Source organism: Microbacterium sp. JZ31, assembly GCF_016805985.1.
GTDB lineage: Bacteria > Actinomycetota > Actinomycetes > Actinomycetales > Microbacteriaceae > Microbacterium.
The window spans coordinates 1763445-1780423 of record NZ_CP017661.1 but is presented as its reverse complement, the minus strand read 5'-3'; the positions used below and the strand labels follow the sequence as shown (position 1 = coordinate 1780423).

The 16979-nt window shown below is 74.2% G+C and carries 19 protein-coding genes; 8 read left to right on the top strand and 11 right to left on the bottom strand.

The window, feature by feature from the left end; translation table 11 throughout:
- Positions 1-12: 12 nt before the first annotated feature.
- Both BJP60_RS08565 and BJP60_RS08560 read left to right on the top strand, forming a co-directional pair.
- On the top strand, positions 13-507 hold the full coding sequence (locus BJP60_RS08565) for a MogA/MoaB family molybdenum cofactor biosynthesis protein (RefSeq protein WP_203135372.1): 495 nt from the start codon (positions 13-15) through the stop codon (positions 505-507).
- Positions 504-947, top strand: coding sequence for a molybdenum cofactor biosynthesis protein MoaE (locus BJP60_RS08560; protein ID WP_203135371.1), 444 nt, complete (start codon positions 504-506; stop codon positions 945-947). Before BJP60_RS08565 ends, BJP60_RS08560 begins: the two co-directional genes overlap by 4 nt.
- A 68-nt stretch (positions 948-1015) precedes the next feature.
- Here BJP60_RS08560 and BJP60_RS08555 read toward each other — a convergent pair whose 3' ends face one another.
- From BJP60_RS08555 to BJP60_RS08535, 5 genes are read right to left on the bottom strand one after another with little or no spacing between them, the layout of a single operon-like run.
- Entirely contained in the window at positions 1016-1249 is a 234-nt protein-coding gene (locus tag BJP60_RS08555) for a MoaD/ThiS family protein (RefSeq protein ID WP_203135370.1), read from the bottom strand.
- Positions 1246-1521, bottom strand: a complete 276-nt coding sequence (locus BJP60_RS08550) for a DUF6457 domain-containing protein (protein WP_203135369.1) — start codon at positions 1519-1521, stop codon at positions 1246-1248. The genes BJP60_RS08555 and BJP60_RS08550 overlap by 4 nt, the downstream gene beginning before the upstream one ends.
- Positions 1521-1991, bottom strand: a complete 471-nt coding sequence (gene moaC, locus BJP60_RS08545; protein ID WP_203135368.1) for a cyclic pyranopterin monophosphate synthase MoaC — start codon at positions 1989-1991, stop codon at positions 1521-1523. The genes BJP60_RS08550 and moaC overlap by 1 nt, the downstream gene beginning before the upstream one ends.
- Positions 1988-3211 carry a molybdopterin molybdotransferase MoeA gene (locus BJP60_RS08540; protein ID WP_203135367.1) on the bottom strand — a complete coding sequence of 408 codons (1224 nt, stop codon included), beginning with the start codon at positions 3209-3211 and terminating at the stop codon, positions 1988-1990. The genes moaC and BJP60_RS08540 overlap by 4 nt, the downstream gene beginning before the upstream one ends.
- The gene (locus tag BJP60_RS08535) at positions 3211-4338 is read right to left on the bottom strand and encodes a ThiF family adenylyltransferase (protein ID WP_203135366.1); all 1128 of its coding nucleotides are present in this window, start codon (positions 4336-4338) and stop codon (positions 3211-3213) included. Before BJP60_RS08535 ends, BJP60_RS08540 begins: the two co-directional genes overlap by 1 nt.
- Before the next feature lie 111 nt (positions 4339-4449).
- On the opposite strand from BJP60_RS08535, the gene modA reads away from it, so the two are divergent.
- From modA to deoD, 5 genes are all read left to right on the top strand, one after another.
- Complete coding sequence (modA, locus tag BJP60_RS08530; RefSeq protein WP_203135365.1) at positions 4450-5199, top strand: molybdate ABC transporter substrate-binding protein; 750 nt, start codon at positions 4450-4452, stop codon at positions 5197-5199.
- A 103-nt stretch (positions 5200-5302) separates the two neighbouring features.
- Positions 5303-6124, top strand: coding sequence for an ABC transporter permease (locus BJP60_RS08525; RefSeq protein WP_203135364.1), 822 nt, complete (start codon positions 5303-5305; stop codon positions 6122-6124).
- Positions 6121-7284, top strand: a complete 1164-nt coding sequence (locus BJP60_RS08520; protein WP_238439355.1) for a sulfate/molybdate ABC transporter ATP-binding protein — start codon at positions 6121-6123, stop codon at positions 7282-7284. The genes BJP60_RS08525 and BJP60_RS08520 overlap by 4 nt, the downstream gene beginning before the upstream one ends.
- Before the next feature lie 60 nt (positions 7285-7344).
- A complete protein-coding gene (gene moaA / locus BJP60_RS08515) occupies positions 7345-8406 on the top strand; it encodes a GTP 3',8-cyclase MoaA (protein ID WP_203135363.1) in 1062 nt (353 codons plus the stop codon).
- A gap of 25 nt (positions 8407-8431) precedes the next feature.
- On the top strand, positions 8432-9142 hold the full coding sequence (gene deoD / locus BJP60_RS08510; protein ID WP_203135362.1) for a purine-nucleoside phosphorylase: 711 nt from the start codon (positions 8432-8434) through the stop codon (positions 9140-9142).
- Positions 9143-9184: 42 nt separating this feature from the next.
- Here deoD and BJP60_RS08505 read toward each other — a convergent pair whose 3' ends face one another.
- The 6 genes from BJP60_RS08505 to map form a co-directional block, all read right to left on the bottom strand.
- On the bottom strand, positions 9185-9865 hold the full coding sequence (locus tag BJP60_RS08505; RefSeq protein WP_203135361.1) for a sirohydrochlorin chelatase: 681 nt from the start codon (positions 9863-9865) through the stop codon (positions 9185-9187).
- The gene (locus BJP60_RS08500) at positions 9862-11028 is read right to left on the bottom strand and encodes a uroporphyrinogen-III synthase (RefSeq protein WP_203135360.1); all 1167 of its coding nucleotides are present in this window, start codon (positions 11026-11028) and stop codon (positions 9862-9864) included. Before BJP60_RS08500 ends, BJP60_RS08505 begins: the two co-directional genes overlap by 4 nt.
- A 39-nt stretch (positions 11029-11067) precedes the next feature.
- Entirely contained in the window at positions 11068-12300 is a 1233-nt protein-coding gene (gene cobA / locus BJP60_RS08495) for a uroporphyrinogen-III C-methyltransferase (protein ID WP_203135359.1), read from the bottom strand.
- The gene (locus BJP60_RS08490; protein WP_203135358.1) at positions 12297-12806 is read right to left on the bottom strand and encodes a nitrite reductase (NAD(P)H) small subunit; all 510 of its coding nucleotides are present in this window, start codon (positions 12804-12806) and stop codon (positions 12297-12299) included. Before BJP60_RS08490 ends, cobA begins: the two co-directional genes overlap by 4 nt.
- Positions 12803-15397: a nitrite reductase large subunit NirB gene (nirB, locus tag BJP60_RS08485; protein ID WP_203135357.1), complete on the bottom strand. Its 2595-nt coding sequence runs from the start codon at positions 15395-15397 to the stop codon at positions 12803-12805. Before nirB ends, BJP60_RS08490 begins: the two co-directional genes overlap by 4 nt.
- A gap of 242 nt (positions 15398-15639) precedes the next feature.
- Positions 15640-16413, bottom strand: coding sequence for a type I methionyl aminopeptidase (gene map / locus BJP60_RS08480; protein ID WP_203135356.1), 774 nt, complete (start codon positions 16411-16413; stop codon positions 15640-15642).
- A 115-nt stretch (positions 16414-16528) separates the two neighbouring features.
- Here map and BJP60_RS08475 point away from each other — a divergent pair, with 115 nt between their 5' ends.
- Positions 16529-16951 (top strand): MFS transporter permease, encoded by a 423-nt coding sequence (locus BJP60_RS08475; RefSeq protein ID WP_203135355.1) that lies wholly within the window; start codon positions 16529-16531, stop codon positions 16949-16951.
- The last annotated feature ends 28 nt before the right edge of the window (positions 16952-16979 follow it).

Genomic DNA, 16979 nt, shown 5'->3' with positions numbered 1-16979 from the left:
AGACTCGGGGGCATGGACGAAGCAGGCATCCCGCTGCGGGCGGCGGTCATCACGGTCAGCGACCGGTCGGCGCGCGGCGAACGCGAGGACCTCTCCGGCCCCGAGGCCGTCGCCGCCCTGCGCGTGGGCGGCTTCGACTGCGACGACGCGGTCATCGTGCCGGACGGCGCCGAGAGCGTGGAGCGGGCACTGGTCGCGATGATCACCGCCGGGGCGAGCGTGATCGTCACGACCGGCGGCACGGGCCTCGGCCCCCGCGACGAGACGCCCGAGGGCACGCGCGCCGTGCTCGAGCGCGAGATCCCCGGCATCGCGGAGGAGCTGCGCCGCATCGGGACGGCGGAGAAGCCTGCGGGCATGCTCTCGCGAGGGCTCTCGGGCGTCGCGCGCGGCGCGCTCATCGTGAACCTTCCCGGCTCTCCCGCCGCCGTGCGCAGCGGCATGCCGGTGATCCTGTCGGTCGCGAGGCACGCGGCCGCTCAGCTCGCGGGCGAGGACCACGCGTGAGCGCCGCGCCGCCGGCGGACGTGAGGATCGCGCGGATCTCGGCGGATCCGATCCGGCTCGCCGAGCACGCGGCCGCGATCGACGACCCGCGGATGGGGGCCGAGACGTCGTTCGTCGGTCGCGTGCGCGATCACGACCCGGATGCGCGCGGCGCCGTCGCCGCGCTGGAGTACACCGCGCATCCGGACGCGGAGGCCGCGCTCGGCGCGATCGCATCCCGGGCGTCGGAGGCGCACGGCGCGCTCATCGCGGTCAGTCATCGCATCGGCCGGCTCGAGGTGGGGGAGCCCGCGGTCGTGATCGCGGTCGCCGCGGCGCACCGCGCCGAGGCGTTCGCCGCCTGCCGCGACGTGATCGAGGACATCAAGCGCGAGCTGCCGGTCTGGAAGCGTCAGCTCGAGGCCGACGGCACCGCGGAATGGAAGGGCCTGGGCGGCTGAGTCCGCGCGTCGCCTCCCGGCGTTCATGACGCTGCGCGCAAGAATCGCCGATCCTTCCGAGCTCCGGGTCAGCCGCCCGCGAACGGCGGCAGCACGTCGACCGTCGTGACGCCCGCGAGCGGCGCGTCGTCGTCGCGCCGCTCGCCGTCGACGAGCACGGCGCAGCGGGGCAGGATGCCGCCGAGGCCCGGATACTCCGACGCGAGCGCGGCGCGCAGCTCGCCCAGCGTGCCCTCGGAGCGGTGCTCCTCCGCGCGGCCCGCGGCCTCCTCGGCGGCCGCGAAGTAGCGGATGCGCGTCACGGCTCGCCGCCCCACGACCGGGCCAGCGCGACCACCTCGGCGACCGCGCGCTCGACGTCCTGCGGCGCGCCGCCGGCGCGTCCCGCGGCAAGTCCGGCCAGGAATGCCGTGAGCGGCGCGGCCGGGCGCGCGACGCCGTGCGCGACGTCGCGCGCGAGATCGAGGATCAGCGCGACGGGCACCTGATCCGCATCCAGCCCGAGCCGCTCGCAAGCGGCCACGGTCCACTCGTCCAGCGCCTCGGGCGGCAGGGTGCGTTCGTTGCCGGCCATCAGACCTCCCGTGTCCAGGACCCGCTGCGGCCGCCGGTCTTCGCGACGATCCGCGCGTTCTCGATCGCCGCCGAGCGATCCATGCCCTTCACCATGTCGACGACCGACAGCGCGGCGATCGTCACGGCCGTCAGGGCCTCCATCTCGACGCCCGTGCGGTCGGCCGTCCGCACCGTGGCCTCGATCGCGACGCCGCCGTCCTCGACGGCGAGGTCGACCGTCGCTCCGTGCACGCCGATCACGTGGGCGAGGGGCAGCAGCTCGGCGCACTTCTTCGCGCCCTGGATGCCCGCGATGCGGGCGACCGCGAGCACGTCGCCCTTCGGGACGGAGCCGTCGCGCAGGGCGGCGACCGTGTCGGCGGCCACGCGCACGAACCCGCGGGCGGTCGCCGACCGCACGGTGGGCTGCTTCTCGGTCACGTCGACCATGCGCGCGTGACCGGACGAGTCGAGGTGGGTGAAGCTCATGAGATCAGCATGACATCCACGAGTTCGCCCTCCGCCACGGCCTCGGTTTCGGCGGGGACGACCGCGTACGCCTCGGCGAGACCGAGGCCTGCGGCCAGGTGCGAGCCGGAGCCGCCGGGCGTTGCGGGGCGCACCGTCCAGCGCGCGGGATCGGTGCGGTCGATGCTCGCGGGGAGGAACTGGCGGCGACCGGGCGGCGTGCGCCATCCGGTCGCCGCGGGCAGCCGCAGGATGTCGCGATGCAGCTTGGTGCGGCCCTGCATCGCCAGCAGCGCGGGACGGACGAACGTCTCGAAGGACACGGCGGCGCTCACGGGGTTGCCGGGCAGGCCGAACATCAGGGCGCCGTTCGTCAGCCGCCCGAAGCCCTGCGGCTTGCCGGGCTGCATCGCGACCTTCGTGAACGCGATGTCGCCGTCCAGCACCTGCTTGACCACCTCGTACGCGCCCGCGCTGACGCCGCCCGATGTGAGCACCACGTCCGCCTCGGAGTTCTCGCGGAGTAGGGAGCGCAGCTCGTCCGGGTCGTCCGACACGCAGGTCGCGCGCATGAGCTCGGCGCCCGTGGCGCGCACGAGCCCGGCGAGCAGCGTCGTGTTCGACTCCGGGATCTGGCCGCGCTCGAGGTCGGCGCCGGGCTCGACGAGCTCGCTCCCGGTGGAGATCACGATCACGCGCGGCGGACGCGCCACGACGGCGCGGTCGACGCCCGTCGCCGCGGCCGCCGACAGCTGCAGCGGCCCGAGCTCCGTGCCCGACGGGATGACGACGTCGCCCGCATGCAGGTCCTCGCCGCGGCGCCGGATGTGCGCGCCGGGACCGCGCGGCGCCCGCAACACCGCGATGTCGCCGAGCGAGTCCGCCAGGCCCCCGGCCGTGTCCTCGAACGGCACGATCGCGTCCGCATCGCTCGGCACGGGCGATCCGGTCATGATGCGGGCGGCCTCGCCCTCGCCGAGCGCGGGGTCCTCGGGCGAGCCGGCGGGAAGGTCGGCGACGACCCGCAGGGTGACGGGGGCATCGGGCGAGGCGGCGGCGACATCGGCCGCGCGCACCGCGAAGCCGTCCATCGCGGAGTTGTCGAACACGGGCACGTCCACGCGCGCCCGCACCGGCTCGGCGCACGTGAGACCCGCCGCCGCGGCGAGCGAGAGCGTGATCGCGCCGGTCGGGGCGATGGCCGCCAGCACGTCCGCGAGGTGCTCTTCGACGGTGCGCATCACGATCGGACCGCCTGCACGACGGGGCCGGCCCACGCGAGCATGCCGCCGTCGACCGACACGGCGGGGATCCCGCGCGCGGACAGCAGCGCGGCGGCCTCGGCCGAGCGCACGCCGCTGCGGCACACGACGGCGACGCGGGCACCGTGCGCCGCAGCGCTCAGCCGCGCGGCGACGGCATCCGGATCGCTCCGGATCTCGCCCAGCGGCACATGGCGCGCCCCGTGGATCATCCCCTCGCGCACCTCGTCGTCCTCGCGCACGTCGACGACGAGCGGCGCATCGGACAGGGTCAGCGCGGCGGCGAGGTCCGACGCCGTGAAGCGCACGCGAGGGGCCGGGGCCGGCGCGTCGGCGGGCCGTCCACGCAAAGGCACCTCGTGCTGGCGCGCGCGCAGGCCGTCGATCACGAGGATGCGCCCGAGCAGCGGCTCGCCGATGCCGGCGATGAGCTGGATCGCCTGGGTCGCCATCAGCGCCCCCACCTGCAGGCACAGCGACCCCAGCACGCCGACCTCGGCGCACGTCGGGACGTCGCCGGCGCTGCCCGCGGGGTACAGGTCGGACAGCCGCACGGCCGGGAAGCCGGCGGGCGGATTGGACCAGAACACCGTGACCTGCGCGTCGAACGCCTGCACGGTGCCCCACACCAGCGGAACCCCGAGGTGCTCGCACGCCGCGGCGACGGCCTCGCGCGTGTCAAACGTGTCGCTGCCGTCGAGCACGAGGTCCGCGTCCGCGAGCAGATCGGCGGCGTTGGCGGGCGTGAGCCGCTCGCGCACCGCGTGGACGCGTGCTTCCGGCGCGAGATCGGCCGCCGCGCGCGCGGCGCTCGTCGCCTTGGGGGTGCCGACGTCGCCGAGCCGGTGCATGAGCTGGCGCTGCAGGTTCGACAGCTCGACGACGTCGTCGTCGATCACGGTGAGCGTGCCCACGCCGGCGGCCGCGAGGGCGAGGACGACGGGCGATCCGAGCCCGCCCGCGCCGACGACGGCCACATGGGCGGCGTTGAGGCGGCGCTGGCCGGGTTCCCCGAGCGGCGCCAGCACGTGATGGCGCGCCGTGCGCTCGCGCTCCGCCGCCGACAGCGACGCCGCGGGCTCGACGAGCGGGGGGAGGGCCGACATGCCGACAGCCTACGGCGGCCCGCGCCGTCCGAGGCGCCCGGTTTCCTCCACACGCACGGACGGGCGGGCGGCGGCGCGGTCGCGCGGTGGCCGCCGTGTCAGGATCGGGGAATGCGAAAGATCCGGGTCGCGGCGGTCGCCGCCGGTGCGGCGCTGCTCCTCACGGCTTGCGCACCGGCCGCGCCGGGAGGCGGCATGGCGGGGGAGCTGACCGTGTACGCCGCCGCATCCCTGGGCCCGGCGTTCGAGGACCTCGCCGCGCAGTTCGAGGCGGACAATCCGGGGATCGATGTGCGACCGCTCGTGCTCGACGGATCCCAGGTCCTCGCGACGCAGATCGCCGAGGGGGCGCCCGCGGATGTCTTCGCGAGCGCGGACGAGCAGACGATGGATCGCGTGACGGACCTCGTCCACGCGCCCGCCGTCTTCGCGACGAACACGCTCGCCATCGCGGTGCCGCCCGGCAATCCCGCGGGCATCGAGGGGCTCGCCGACCTCGCCGGAGCGGACGTCACCGTCGTGCTGTGCGCCGCGGAGGTGCCGTGCGGGGCGGCGAGCCGCGCGCTCCTGGATCGCGCGGGCATCGCCTTCGATCCGGCCAGCGAGGAGCAGAACGTCGGCGCCGTGCTGGCGAAGATCGACGCCGCCGAGGCCGATGCGGGCCTCGTCTACCGCACGGACATCCTGCGCGGTGACGTCGACGAGGTGGCGGCCGAGGGCTCCGACGAGGTCGTGAACCGGTACCCGATCGCGGCGCTGCGCGACGCGCGCAATCCCGACGCCGCCGACGCCTTCGTGGCTCTCGTGCGCGGCGAGACGGGACAGCGGATCCTCGCCGAGCACGGCTTCGGCGCGCCGTGACCGGCCTGACGGACGCGGCGCGCCGCCGAGATGAGGGCTCGCAGGTGCGCGCGAGCGCCGATTCACGCGAAGATCGGAAGGTGCAGGACGTGGGGACCCGACCGTGACCGCCCGGCGTGAGGAACGCGACGCGTCCGCGGGCAACCTGCCGCGGATCCTGGCGCTGCCGGCCGTCCTGGCGCTCGCGCTGCTCGTCGTCCCGCTCGCGGGACTGATCGCACGCGCCGACTGGCCGTCGCTGTGGACGGACGTGACGTCCCGCGAGTCGCTCGACGCGCTCGGGCTGTCGCTCGTGACCGGTCTGATCGCCACCGCCGTGTGCCTGGTCCTGGGGCTCCCGCTCGCGATCCTGATCGCGCGCGCACGGCCGGGGATCGCGGCGGTCCTGCGTGTGCTCGTCACCGTGCCGCTCGTGCTGCCGCCCATGGTCGGCGGCGTCGCGCTGCTGTACCTGTTCGGCCGGTCAGCGCCCGCCGGCGCGTGGCTCGCGGGCTGGGGGCTCGGCCTGCCGTTCACGACCGCGGCGGTCGTGGTCGCGCAGGTCTTCGTCGCCCTGCCCTTCCTCGTGCTCGCGGTGGAGGGCGCCGTGCGGGCGGTCGGCGTCGAGTACGAGCGCACCGCGGCGTCGCTGGGCGCCGGACGCTGGGCGACGCTGTGGCGCATCACGCTGCCGCTCGCCGCACCCGGCCTCGTGGCGGGTCTCGTGCTGTGCTTCGCGCGCGCGATCGGCGAGTTCGGCGCGACCGCGCTGTTCGCGGGCAACAACCCCGGCGTGACGCAGACCATGCCGCTCGCGATCTACACGGCCTTCAACGGCTCCGGCGTCGGCGAGGGCCCCGCCGTCGCGCTGTCGCTGCTGCTGCTCGTCACCGCGATCGCGGTGCTGCTGCTCGTGCGCGCCTGGCGCCCGGGGAGCGTCCGGTGAGCGCCTCCGTGCTGCGCGGCCGGCGCGAGACCGCCGGGACGGCGCTCCCGCAGGGCGTGGCCCTTAGCGCCGACCTCGCGGTGCAGCGGGGCGAGTTCCGTCTGGAGGCCGCGCTCACCGTGCCGCAGGGCGAGGTGACCGCCATCATGGGCCCGAGCGGGGCGGGCAAGTCCACGCTGCTGGCGGCGATCGCGGGGGCCGTCCGCCTGACGTCGGGGCGGATCCAGCTCGCGGACGGCGCCGTCGTGACGCGACGCCGCCACCTCCCGACCGCCAAGCGCGGTGTGGTGATGCTCGGACAGGACGCGCGGCTGTTCCCCCATCTGTCGGTGCGCGACAACGTCGCCTTCGGCCTCGTCGTCCGCGGCCTGGCGAAGGATCGCGCGCGCCAGGTGGCCGATGAGTGGCTGTGGCGCGTGGGACTGTCGGGCTCGGGCCCCAACCGCCCGCGCGAGCTGTCGGGCGGACAGCAGCAGCGGGTCGCGCTGGCCCGCGCTCTCGCGGTCGCGCCGCGCCTGCTGCTCCTCGACGAGCCGCTCACGGGACTCGACGCGGAGACGGCGGCGGACACCCGCGCCGTGCTGCACGAGCAGCTGTCGTCGACGCGCACGACGGCACTCGTCGTCACGCACGACGCGTTCGACGCGGCCGCGCTCGCACGCCAGGTGGTCGTGATCGAGGGCGGCCGGGTGATGCAGCGCGGCGCGGTGCGACGCGTCCTGGAGACGCCCGCCACGCAGTTCGTCGCGGCGGTCGCCGGCCTCAATCGCGTGCGCGGCGCCGCGCGGGACGGCCTCTGGCGCGCCGCCGGCGTCGACGGTGACGTCCGGGTCGCCGCCGCCGCACCCGTGGAGGCGCCCGATGCGACGCCGCTCGTGGCCGTGTTCCGTCCCGCGGATGTCCGGCTCGCCCGCGCGGGGGAGAGCACCTGGACGGGCGCGGTGCGCGTGGCCCACGAGGATCCGCACCCGGTGGGCGAATGGCTGGGGAAGGTGACCCGCCTCGAGCCCACGCCGGGCGGTGCTCGTGTGCACACCACGAAGCCGGACGTCGTGGCAGAGGTTCCCGCCGCGCAGCTGGCGGCCCTCGCGCTCGCTCCCGGGGACCCGGTGCGCCTCGCGCTGGATCCTGCCGACGTCCGGCTCCTGCCTGACGAGTGACGCCGGCCCCGCCCCATCCGGTCGCCCGTAGTCTGGATGGATGACGCAGGGGTGCGAGCCATGACCGCCGTGCCGGTCACGATCGGCAGGCGGGCCTCCGCCGCGCCCGTCGCCCCCGGGTCCGGTGCGCTCGTCGACACCTTCGGACGCGTGCATCGCGACCTGCGGGTCTCGCTCACCGATCGGTGCTCGCTGCGCTGCACGTACTGCATGCCCGAGCAGGGGAACGAGTGGCTCGCCAAGACGAGCATCCTCTCGCTCGACGAGATCGAGCGCATCGCGCGCGTGGCCGCCGCGGCCGGCATCACGACCTTCCGGCTGACGGGCGGCGAGCCGCTGCTGCGCACCGACATCGTCGACATCGTGCGCCGTCTCGCCCGCATCGAGGGCCCCGACGGGCCGGTGCAGATCGCGATGACGACGAACGGCATCCGGCTGCGGGAGTCCCTCCCCGGTCTGATCGACGCAGGGCTTGCGCGCCTGAACATCTCGATCGACACGCTGCGGCGCGACCGCTTCCGCGACCTGACGCGTCGCGACAGGCTCGACGACGTGCTCGACGGCATCGCCGCGGCGTCCGAGTCGGGCCTGCGGCCGCTCAAGCTCAATGCCGTCGCGATGCGCGACGTGAACGACGACGAGCTCGTCGACCTCGTGGAGTTCGCGGTCGCGCACGACGCGCAGCTGAGGTTCATCGAGCAGATGCCGCTCGATGCCGGTCACACGTGGTCGCGCGAGCGCATGGTCACGCGGGAGGAGATCCTGTCAGCGCTGTCCGCACGCTGGCGTCTGACCCCCGTGCCGGGGCGCGGGGGAGCACCCGCCGAGACGTGGGTCCTCGACGACGGCCCGCACAGGGTGGGCGTGATCGCGTCGGTCACGGCGCCGTTCTGCGGGGACTGCGATCGCCTCCGCCTCACGGCCGACGGCCAGCTGCGCAACTGCCTGTTCTCGACGAGCGAGTTCGACCTGCTGCCGATCCTGCGCGGCGCATCGGATCAGCTCGACCGCGAGCTCGACGCCATGCTGCGCACCTGCATCCTCCGGAAGCTTCCCGGCCACGCGATCGACGATCCGGCGTTCCTGCAGCCCGCGCGCGGGATGAACGCCATCGGGGGCTGACCGAGCGCGACAATACGCTGGACGCATGAGCACGCACATCGCCGCCCAGCCCGGTCAGATCGCCCCCATCGTCCTGTTCCCCGGCGATCCGCTGCGCGCCAAATGGATCGCGGAGAACTTCCTCGAGGACGCGGAGCTCTACTCCGAGACGCGCGGCATGCTCGGCTTCACGGGTTCCTGGCGGGGGCAGCGGGTGTCGGTGCAGGGATCGGGCATGGGGCAGCCGTCCATGGCCATCTACGCCAACGAGCTCTTCGATGCGTATGACGTCCAGACGGTCGTGCGCGTCGGCTCGTGCGGCGCGCTGACCGAGCGCGTGGGGCTGCGCGACATCATCATCGCGAACGGCGCCTGCACCGATTCCGCCATCAACCGGGTCCGCTTCCACGGGCAGGACTACGCCCCGGTCGCCGACTTCTCGCTCCTGCGTGCCGCTGTCGAGGCGAGCGAGGAGCTGCCCCTCCAGAACCGGGTCCATGTGGGGCTGCTGTTCTCCAGCGACCAGTTCTACAGCACCCGCCCCGAGCTGACGGAGCCGCTCGTGGCGCACGGCGCGCTCGCGGTGGAGATGGAGACGAGCGGGCTGTACACCCTCGCCGCGTACCGGCAGCGGCGAGCGCTGAGCATCTGCACGGTGTCCGACCACCTGGTCACGGGCGAGGAGACGACGGCCCTCGAGCGGGAGCAGACGTTCGCCGACATGATCGAGATCGCGCTGCGGGCGGCGACGGCCTAGGAGGACGCGCGGCCGGCGGCGAGCCTGATCCCGCGCCGCCGCCTATGCCGCCATCACGGCGGGAAGGGCCGCGCGGTAGCGCTCGGCGATCACCCGCGCGACGCGCTCGTCCGCTCCGAGCGGCGCGGTGACGACGTCCGCTCCGGACGCGGCGATCTCGTTCGCGAAGTAGCCGGGAGCCAGCACATAGCTCGCGGCGACCACGCGCCGCGCGCCGGCCGCACGGGCGGCCGACACGGCGGCGGGGATCCGCGGATCGGCTCCCGCCGCGTAGCCCACCGTGACGGGATGCGGCAGCCTCGGGGCGAGCAGGTCGCGCATGCGCTCGACGTGCTCGGCAGCAGCGGGGCGCGACGAGCCGGCCGCCGCGAGGACGACGTGATCGCCGTCGCGCAGGCCCGCCTGGTGCAGGCGCGCGACGAGCGTCTCGGCGAGCAGCGGATGCGGGCCGAGCGGGTCCGTCGCCACCACGTCGTCGCGCGTTCGCGCCGCACGGGCGATGTCGACGCCCGTGTGGAATCCGGCCGACAGCAGCAGCGGCACGATCACCCCGGGCCCCTCCACCCGCGCGACGACGTCGTCGATCGACGGCTCCTGCACGTCGACGAAGGCCTCGGCGATCTCCGCCTCCGGCAGCAGCTGCTGCACGTGCGCGATCAGGGCGTGGATGGCGTCGCGCCCCTCGGGGAAGCGGGTGCCGTGCGAGCAGGCGATGAGCGTCACGCCGGATCCTCCACATTCAGTCGATAGCCGCGCTTCACGACGGTCTTGATCACGTCCGCCCCGCCGAGCGCTTCGCGCAGCCGTGCGACCGCCATCTCGACGGCGTGCGGGCTCTGTCCCGAGCGCGGCAGCACGCGCTGCAGCGCCGCGCGCGACACCACGCCGCCACCCGCCGCGAACAGCGCGGCGAGCACATCGGCCCCCGTCGGCGACAGCGGGATGAAGCGTCCGTCGAGCACGGCGCCGGCGCTGCGCAGCTCGAGCCGGCCGGCGGCGGTGTCGTGCGACGGCGCGTGCCCGCCGCCGAAGTACGTCACGACGGCCCGCACGAGCGAGCCGAGGCGTCCCCGCTCGGCGATCAGCGTCTCGATGTCCGCGGCCACGAGCGGCTCGGCGGTGACGGGGCCGACGGCGGTCATCAGCAGGCGCCGCGACGCCGCGCGCGCGCGGATGTCCTCCAGCGCGTCCGCGCGTCGGGCCTCGGCGAGCCAGCCGGCCGCGCCGGGTGCCGAGGTGAACAGCACCGCGTCGTACTCGCCCCGTGCGGCCGCGAGCACCGAGCGGCGCACGACCGCCGGATCCGGCGGCGGACCCCAGCGGTAGACCGTCAGGCTCACGACGTCCGCGCCGTGGGACGAGAACAGCTCGTCGAGCCCGTCGGCGCCGGATCCGTGATGCTGCACGGCGATCCGCCTGCCCGCGACGCCCTCGGCCACGAGGTACTCGCCGAGCTCGGCGGCGGTCTCCGACTCGGCCACCCAGTCGGCCGTGAGCCCCGCCTGCTGGATCGCGCCCCGCGCCTTGGGCCCGCGCGCGACGAGCTGCGCGCCCGCGAAGGCACGAGCGAGGTCGTCAGCGAGGCCGGCCTCCTCGGCCGCCTCGATCCAGCCGCGGAAGCCGACGCCGGTCGTGGCGACGACCACGTCGGGCGGGTCGTCGATCAGCTCGCGCGTGCGGGCGATCAGCGTGGCGTCGTCGATGTGCGATTCGATGGTGAGCGCGGCCGCCTGCTGCACGGTCGCGCCATGTCGCTCGAGCGCCGCGGTCAGCTCGCTCGAGCGCCGGTCGACGGCGATCAGGATCGTGCACCCCGCGAGCGCGGAGGAGAGCAGACGCGGAGTCCCGGGCGGGGACGCGGGGGAGGTGACGGGCGCGGGGGTCATGGCTTCGCTAGCGGTCGGCGGTGGAGCGACGCGGCGGCATCAGCCCGCGGCGGCATGCTCCGGGGCAGGCACGGGAAGGAGCAGGTCGGGTCGCGCGACCTCGCCGATCACGATCACGGCGGGATTCCGCACCCCCGCGGCGCGCGCGTGGGCGACCGCGTCGGCGAGCGTCGTGCGGGTCGTGCGCTGCTGCGGTGCGTGCCCGCTCTCCACGATCGCGACCGGCCGCGAACCGGGAGCGCCCGCCGCGAGCGCGCCCGCCACGATCCGCTCGAGCGCGGCCACGCCCATCAGGACGACGGTCGTCACGGTGTCGTCGGCGAGGGCCGCGAGGGTTCCCGAGCCGAGCTCCGCCTGCCCGTTGACGACGTGCATCGCTCCCGACACGCCCCGCTGCGTGACCGGGATCCCCGCGGCCTGCGGCACGGCGACGGCGCTCGTCGGCGCGGGCACGACCTCCACGGCCACGCCGGCCTCGAGACACGCCGTGACCTCCTCGCCGCCGCGACCGAACACGAACGGATCGCCGCCCTTGAGTCGCACGACGCGGCGTCCCGCGCGCGCGTGCGCCACGATCAGCGCGTTGATCTCGTGCTGCGGCACGGGGTGCAGCCCCGGCTGCTTGCCGACGTCGATCACCTCGACGTCGGGGTCCAGCTCGCGCAGGACGTCGACCGCGCCCAGGCGGTCGGCGATCACGACGTCGGCCTCGGCGAGCAGCCGCCGGGCGCGCACGGTCATCAGGTCGACGGGGCCGGGACCGCCGCCCACCAGCGCGACGCGGCCGCGCGCGGTGTCGCGCACCCTGCGCACCGGCAGCGCACCGCGCTCGAGCAGGCCCGCGATCGCGTTGCGGACGCGCGCGGCCCGCCGCGGATCGACGCCCGCGTCGGAGGACACCGCGACCACCACGTCGCCCGAGCGCGTCTCCGCGGTCAGGCGCGCGGAGCCGTGCGCGCCGTCGGACGCGTTCACGCAGAAGACCCGCGCGCGCTCGCACCAGGCGGCGACGTCGGCGTCGACGCGGGCGCTGCCCGTCGCGGTGTGCACGAGCCACGCCCCCTCCAGGTCCCGCTCGCGCACGCCTCGCCGGATCCAGGCGAGCCCGTGCCGCTCGACGAGCGCGGAGGTCTCGGCGGACAGCGCGGGCGCGACGATGCGGATGGCCGCGCCCTCCTCGATCAGGCGCGGCAGGCGGCGCGCCGCGACGGATCCGCCGCCGACGAACAGCACGTCGCGACCGGCGAGCGTGAGACCGAACATCGTGGTCATCGCCTCTCCTCCCACTTGACGAGCACTTCTCCGTCGCGCACCGCGACCGGCCAGACGGCGATGTCGCGCGGGTCCCTGCCCTGCGTCTCCACGACCATTCCGGTGCGGAGGTCCCACGCCTGCTTGTGCAGGGGCGAGGCGATCGTGGGGATCTCCTCACGGACATCCGGATCGCGCGACGCGTCGTGCGCCGAGTCTGACAGCGGCGTGTTTCCGGACGGTTGTGACGTGTTTCCGAGTGATTTCGTCCCCACGATCCCGCGGGAGAGGACGTGCGCGCCGCCGTAGGGGTCATAGTTCGACACGGCGCGCACCGTGCCGTCCGCGAGGAGGAACAACGCGATCTGCGTCGTGCCGCCCATCAGCGCGGCGCGCCCGCGCTCGACCTCCAGGTCGGACACGCGGCACACGCGCACCCACCCGCGCGGCGCGCTCTGCCGTGGCGCCTCGGCAGCGGTGCCGGTGCCGACCGGCTGCTCGGCGATGGTCTGCTCGGCGATGGTCATCGGCGCACCTCCAGCGTGGTTCCGGCGATCAGGACCGCTCCGCTCGCGGCCGCCTCGCGCTCCTCGGGGAAGGCGGGGCGCACCTGCCCGCGCTCCGGCACGTAGGCGAGCGAGGGATCCGGCGCGTCGGGAGCGTTGACGAACGAGGCGAAGCGCTTGAGCTTCTCCGGGTCGCGCAGCGTCGCGGCCCACTCGTCCTCGTAGCCCGCGACGTGCCGGGCCATCTGCGCATCCAGGTCCGCGCAGATCCCGAGGCCGTCCTCGAAGATCACGCGTCGCAGCTCCTCGATGCCGCCCTCGAGCTCCTCGAACCAGGGTGCCGTGCGCTGCAGGCGGTCGGCGGTGCGGATGTAGTACATGAAGAAGCGGTCGATCGCCGTGATGAGCTCGTCGTCCGACAGCCCCTCGGCGAGCAGCTGCGCGTGGCGCGGCGTGAAGCCGCCGTTGCCGCCGACGTACATGTTCCAGCCGTTCTCGGTCGCGATCACGCCGACGTCCTTGCCGCGCGCTTCGGCGCACTCCCGCGCGCAGCCCGAGACGCCGAGCTTGAACTTGTGCGGTGCGCGCAGGCCGCGGTAGCGCAGCTCCAGCCGGACGGCCATGCCGACCGAGTCGAGCACGCCGTAGCGGCACCACGTCGAGCCGACGCACGACTTCACCGTGCGCAGCGACTTGCCGTACGCGTGACCCGACTCGAAGCCCGCGTCGACGAGGCGCTGCCAGATCAGGGGGAGCTGCTCCAGCCGCGCGCCGAACATGTCGACCCGCTGTCCGCCCGTGATCTTGGTGTACAGCCCGAAGTCCTTCGCGATCTGCCCGACCGCGATCAGGCCCTCCGGGGTCACCTCGCCGCCCGGCATGCGCGGCACGACCGAGTACGAGCCGTCCTTCTGCAGGTTCGCCATGACGTGGTCGTTCGTGTCCTGCAGCGTCGCGTTCTCGCCCTCGAGCACGTGCGCTCCGACGAGGCCGGACAGGATGCTCGCGATCGCGGGCTTGCAGACGTCGCAGCCGCGGCCGCGGCCGAAGCGCTCGATGATCGCGCTGAAGGTCTCGAGCCCGGACACCCGGATGGCGTCGAACAGCTGTCGACGCGACAGGTCGAAGTGCTCGCACATCGCGTTGCTGACGGTCTGGCCGAGCGACGCCAGCTCCTTGCCGACGAGCTTCTTCACCATCGTGAAGCAGGAGCCGCACGTCGCGCCGGCCTTCGTGCAGGTCTTGACCTGGGTCGCGTCCGTGCAGCCGTCCTCGTGCACGGCGCCGCGGATCCGCCCCGCCGTGACGGACGAGCACGAGCACACGATCGCGTCGTCTGGCAGGTCGCCGGCGGGAGCCTCGACGCCGTCCGCCGGCATCAGGTACGCGGCGGGGTCGGCGCCCAGCGCACTGCCGACGAGCGGGCGCAGCGAGCCGTACGCCGACGCGTCGCCGACGAGGATGCCGCCGAGCAGCGTCTGGGCGTCGTCCGACAGCACGAGCTTCTTGTAGACCCCGGACACCGGATCGGCGTAGACCACGTCGAGCGCGCCGGGGGTCGTCGCGAAGGCGTCGCCGAAGCTCGCGACGTCCACGCCCGACAGCTTGAGCTTCGTCGCATCGTCGTAACCCGGGAAGGCGGCACCGCCGCCCAGCAGGCGGTCCGCCGCGACCTCGGCCATGGCATAGCCGGGCGCGACGAGGCCGACCGTGCGGCCCTCGTAGGCGGCCACCTCGCCGATCGCCAGGATCGCCGGATCGCTCGTCGTGCATCCGGCGTCGATCGCGACGCCGCCGTACGGGCCGAGCTCGAGCCCGGCCTCGCGCCCCAGCTCATCTCGCGGACGCACGCCGACCGTGAAGACCACGACGTCCGTGCGGGCGTAGCCGCCGTCGCGGAACTCCAGGCCCGTCACGTGCCCCGACCGGTCCTGGTCCAGACGCGTCGTGCGGCTCTCGGTGCGCACGGCGATCCCGCGGCTCTCGATCAGGCGACGCAGGGTCGTGCCTCCGGCAAGGTCGAGCTGCGCGGACATCAGACGATCGGACGACTGCACGACGGTCGCGTCGACGTCGAGGCCCTGCAGCGCGCCCGCGGCCTCCAGGCCGAGCAGCCCGCCGCCGATCACGGTGCCGGCGAGCGGGCGTCCGAGCTGCGCCGAGCGCCGGCCGACGAACTCCCGCAGCGCGGCGACGTCATCGAGCGTGCGGTAGACGAACGTGCCGGCAAGGTCGGCGCCGTCCACCCCGGGCCGCGCGGCGTACGAGCCGGTCGCCAGCACGAGCGCGTCGTAGTCGATCGTGCGACGCGAGCGCGTCGTGACCGTCTTCGCCTCGCGGTCGATCCGGATCGCGGGATCTCCCGCGACGAACGACACGCGCTCGTCGTCGAGCGGTGCCGGCTCGAGCGTCAGGTCGTCGGGTGACGCCCCCGAGAAGTAGCTCGTGAGGCCGACGCGGTCGTACGGGCGCCGCCCCTCGTCGCCGATCACGGTCACGGCGAGCCGGGGCGCGTCGCCGGCTCGGCTGAGCAGGCTCTCGACGAAGCGGTGCGCGACCATGCCGGCGCCGACGACGACGATGCGGCGAAGGGATGCGAGCGAGGCGGTCATGCGCCCACGCTAGGAAGCGCGTGTTTCGACGCCCCGCGGCCTTCCGTTACCCCGAGCGAACGATTCCCTCACCACCCGGGGCGGCCCGATGTGAGGTCGCGGTTCACACGGGCTGCGAGACCTGATCCGCGCGGCGGGACATCAACGTGCGGCGATGACTCGCGACGCGCGTGAGGTCTCGCGGCGGCGGGGTGTCCCGGCGGTCCGGTGGTTCCGCGGTGCCGTCGACCGCGGCCTCGATGTCAGAGGCCGCTGCGGTCGGTGAGGACGATCGGGCCGTCCTCCGTGATCGCGATCGTGTGCTCGGAGTGCGCTCCGCGCGAGCCGTCCGCGCTGCGCAGCGTCCAGCCGTCCGGATCGGTGACGAGCTCGTCCGTCGTCTGCAGGAACCACGGCTCGATCGCCACCACGAGGCCCGGCTTGAGCGGGAAGCCGCGGCCGGGACGGCCGTCGTTCGCGATGTGCGGGTCGCCGTGCATCTCGCGGCCGACGCCGTGGCCACCGAAGTCGGTGTTGATGCGGAGCCCCTCGGCGTGGGCGACGGCGGCGATCGCGGCCGAGATGTCCCCCGTGCGGTTGCCGACCGTCGCGGCGTCGATGGCCGCGGCCAGCGCGCGCTCGGTCGTGTCGATCAGCGCGAGGTCCTCCTCGCGTGGCGTGCCGACGACGAAGGAGACCGCCGAATCGGCGACCCACCCGTTCAGGGAGACGGCGAAATCGAGAGTGACGAGGTCGCCGTCGCGCAGGTCGTAGTCGTGGGGGAGGCCGTGCAGCACCGCATCGTTGACGGACGTGCAGATCACCTTGCCGAACGGGCTCGCACCGAACGAGGGGTGGTAGTCGATGTAGCAGGACTCGGCGCCGGCCTTGCGGATCAGCTCGTGAGCACGTCGGTCGATCGCGAGGAGGTTCGTGCCGACCTTCGTCTCGTGGCGCAGGGTCTCGAGGGTCTCCGCGACGAACCGGCCGACGGGCCGGAACTGCTCGATCTCGGCGGGCGTGCGCAGTTCGATCATGGGGGTCCTCTCGGGTCGGCCTCCATTCTCACCGATGGAGCCCGATACCTTCCTCAACGCTGTGTCTTCTCTATGGTCTCGCCCACGCGGACGGGCCTCGGCATAGCATCGCGGTATGGCGCTTCGACGCATCTTCTCCCGCTGGCTGTGGCCCTCGGCCTTCCTGCTGCCCGTGTGGCTGCTGGTCGGATGGGGCATCTCGGGTGCCGGCGGCTGGGCGTTCCTCTGGGTGCTGTTCGTCGCGCTGCCCTCGGTGTTCATCGCGCAGTCGGCGTTCACGCTGCTCAACCGCGCACGACCGTCAGTGCGGCGCACGGGCGAGGTGTCCTGGATCGACTTCGCCGCCTTCGGCGTGTGGCACGTCCTGACGATCGCCGTCGGCCTGTTCAACGAGGCCTGGTTCGGACTGACGCTGGCGCTTGCGATCGTGGCGGCCCTCGGCGTCCTGTGGCTCCAGCTCTGGCAGCTGTGGCGCGAGGCCGCGCTCACGCGTCGCACATCCGCGAGCGGCGTGATCGTCGTCAACGAGCGCTTCTGAACTCGGCGCGGCACCCCGGACGGGCGTT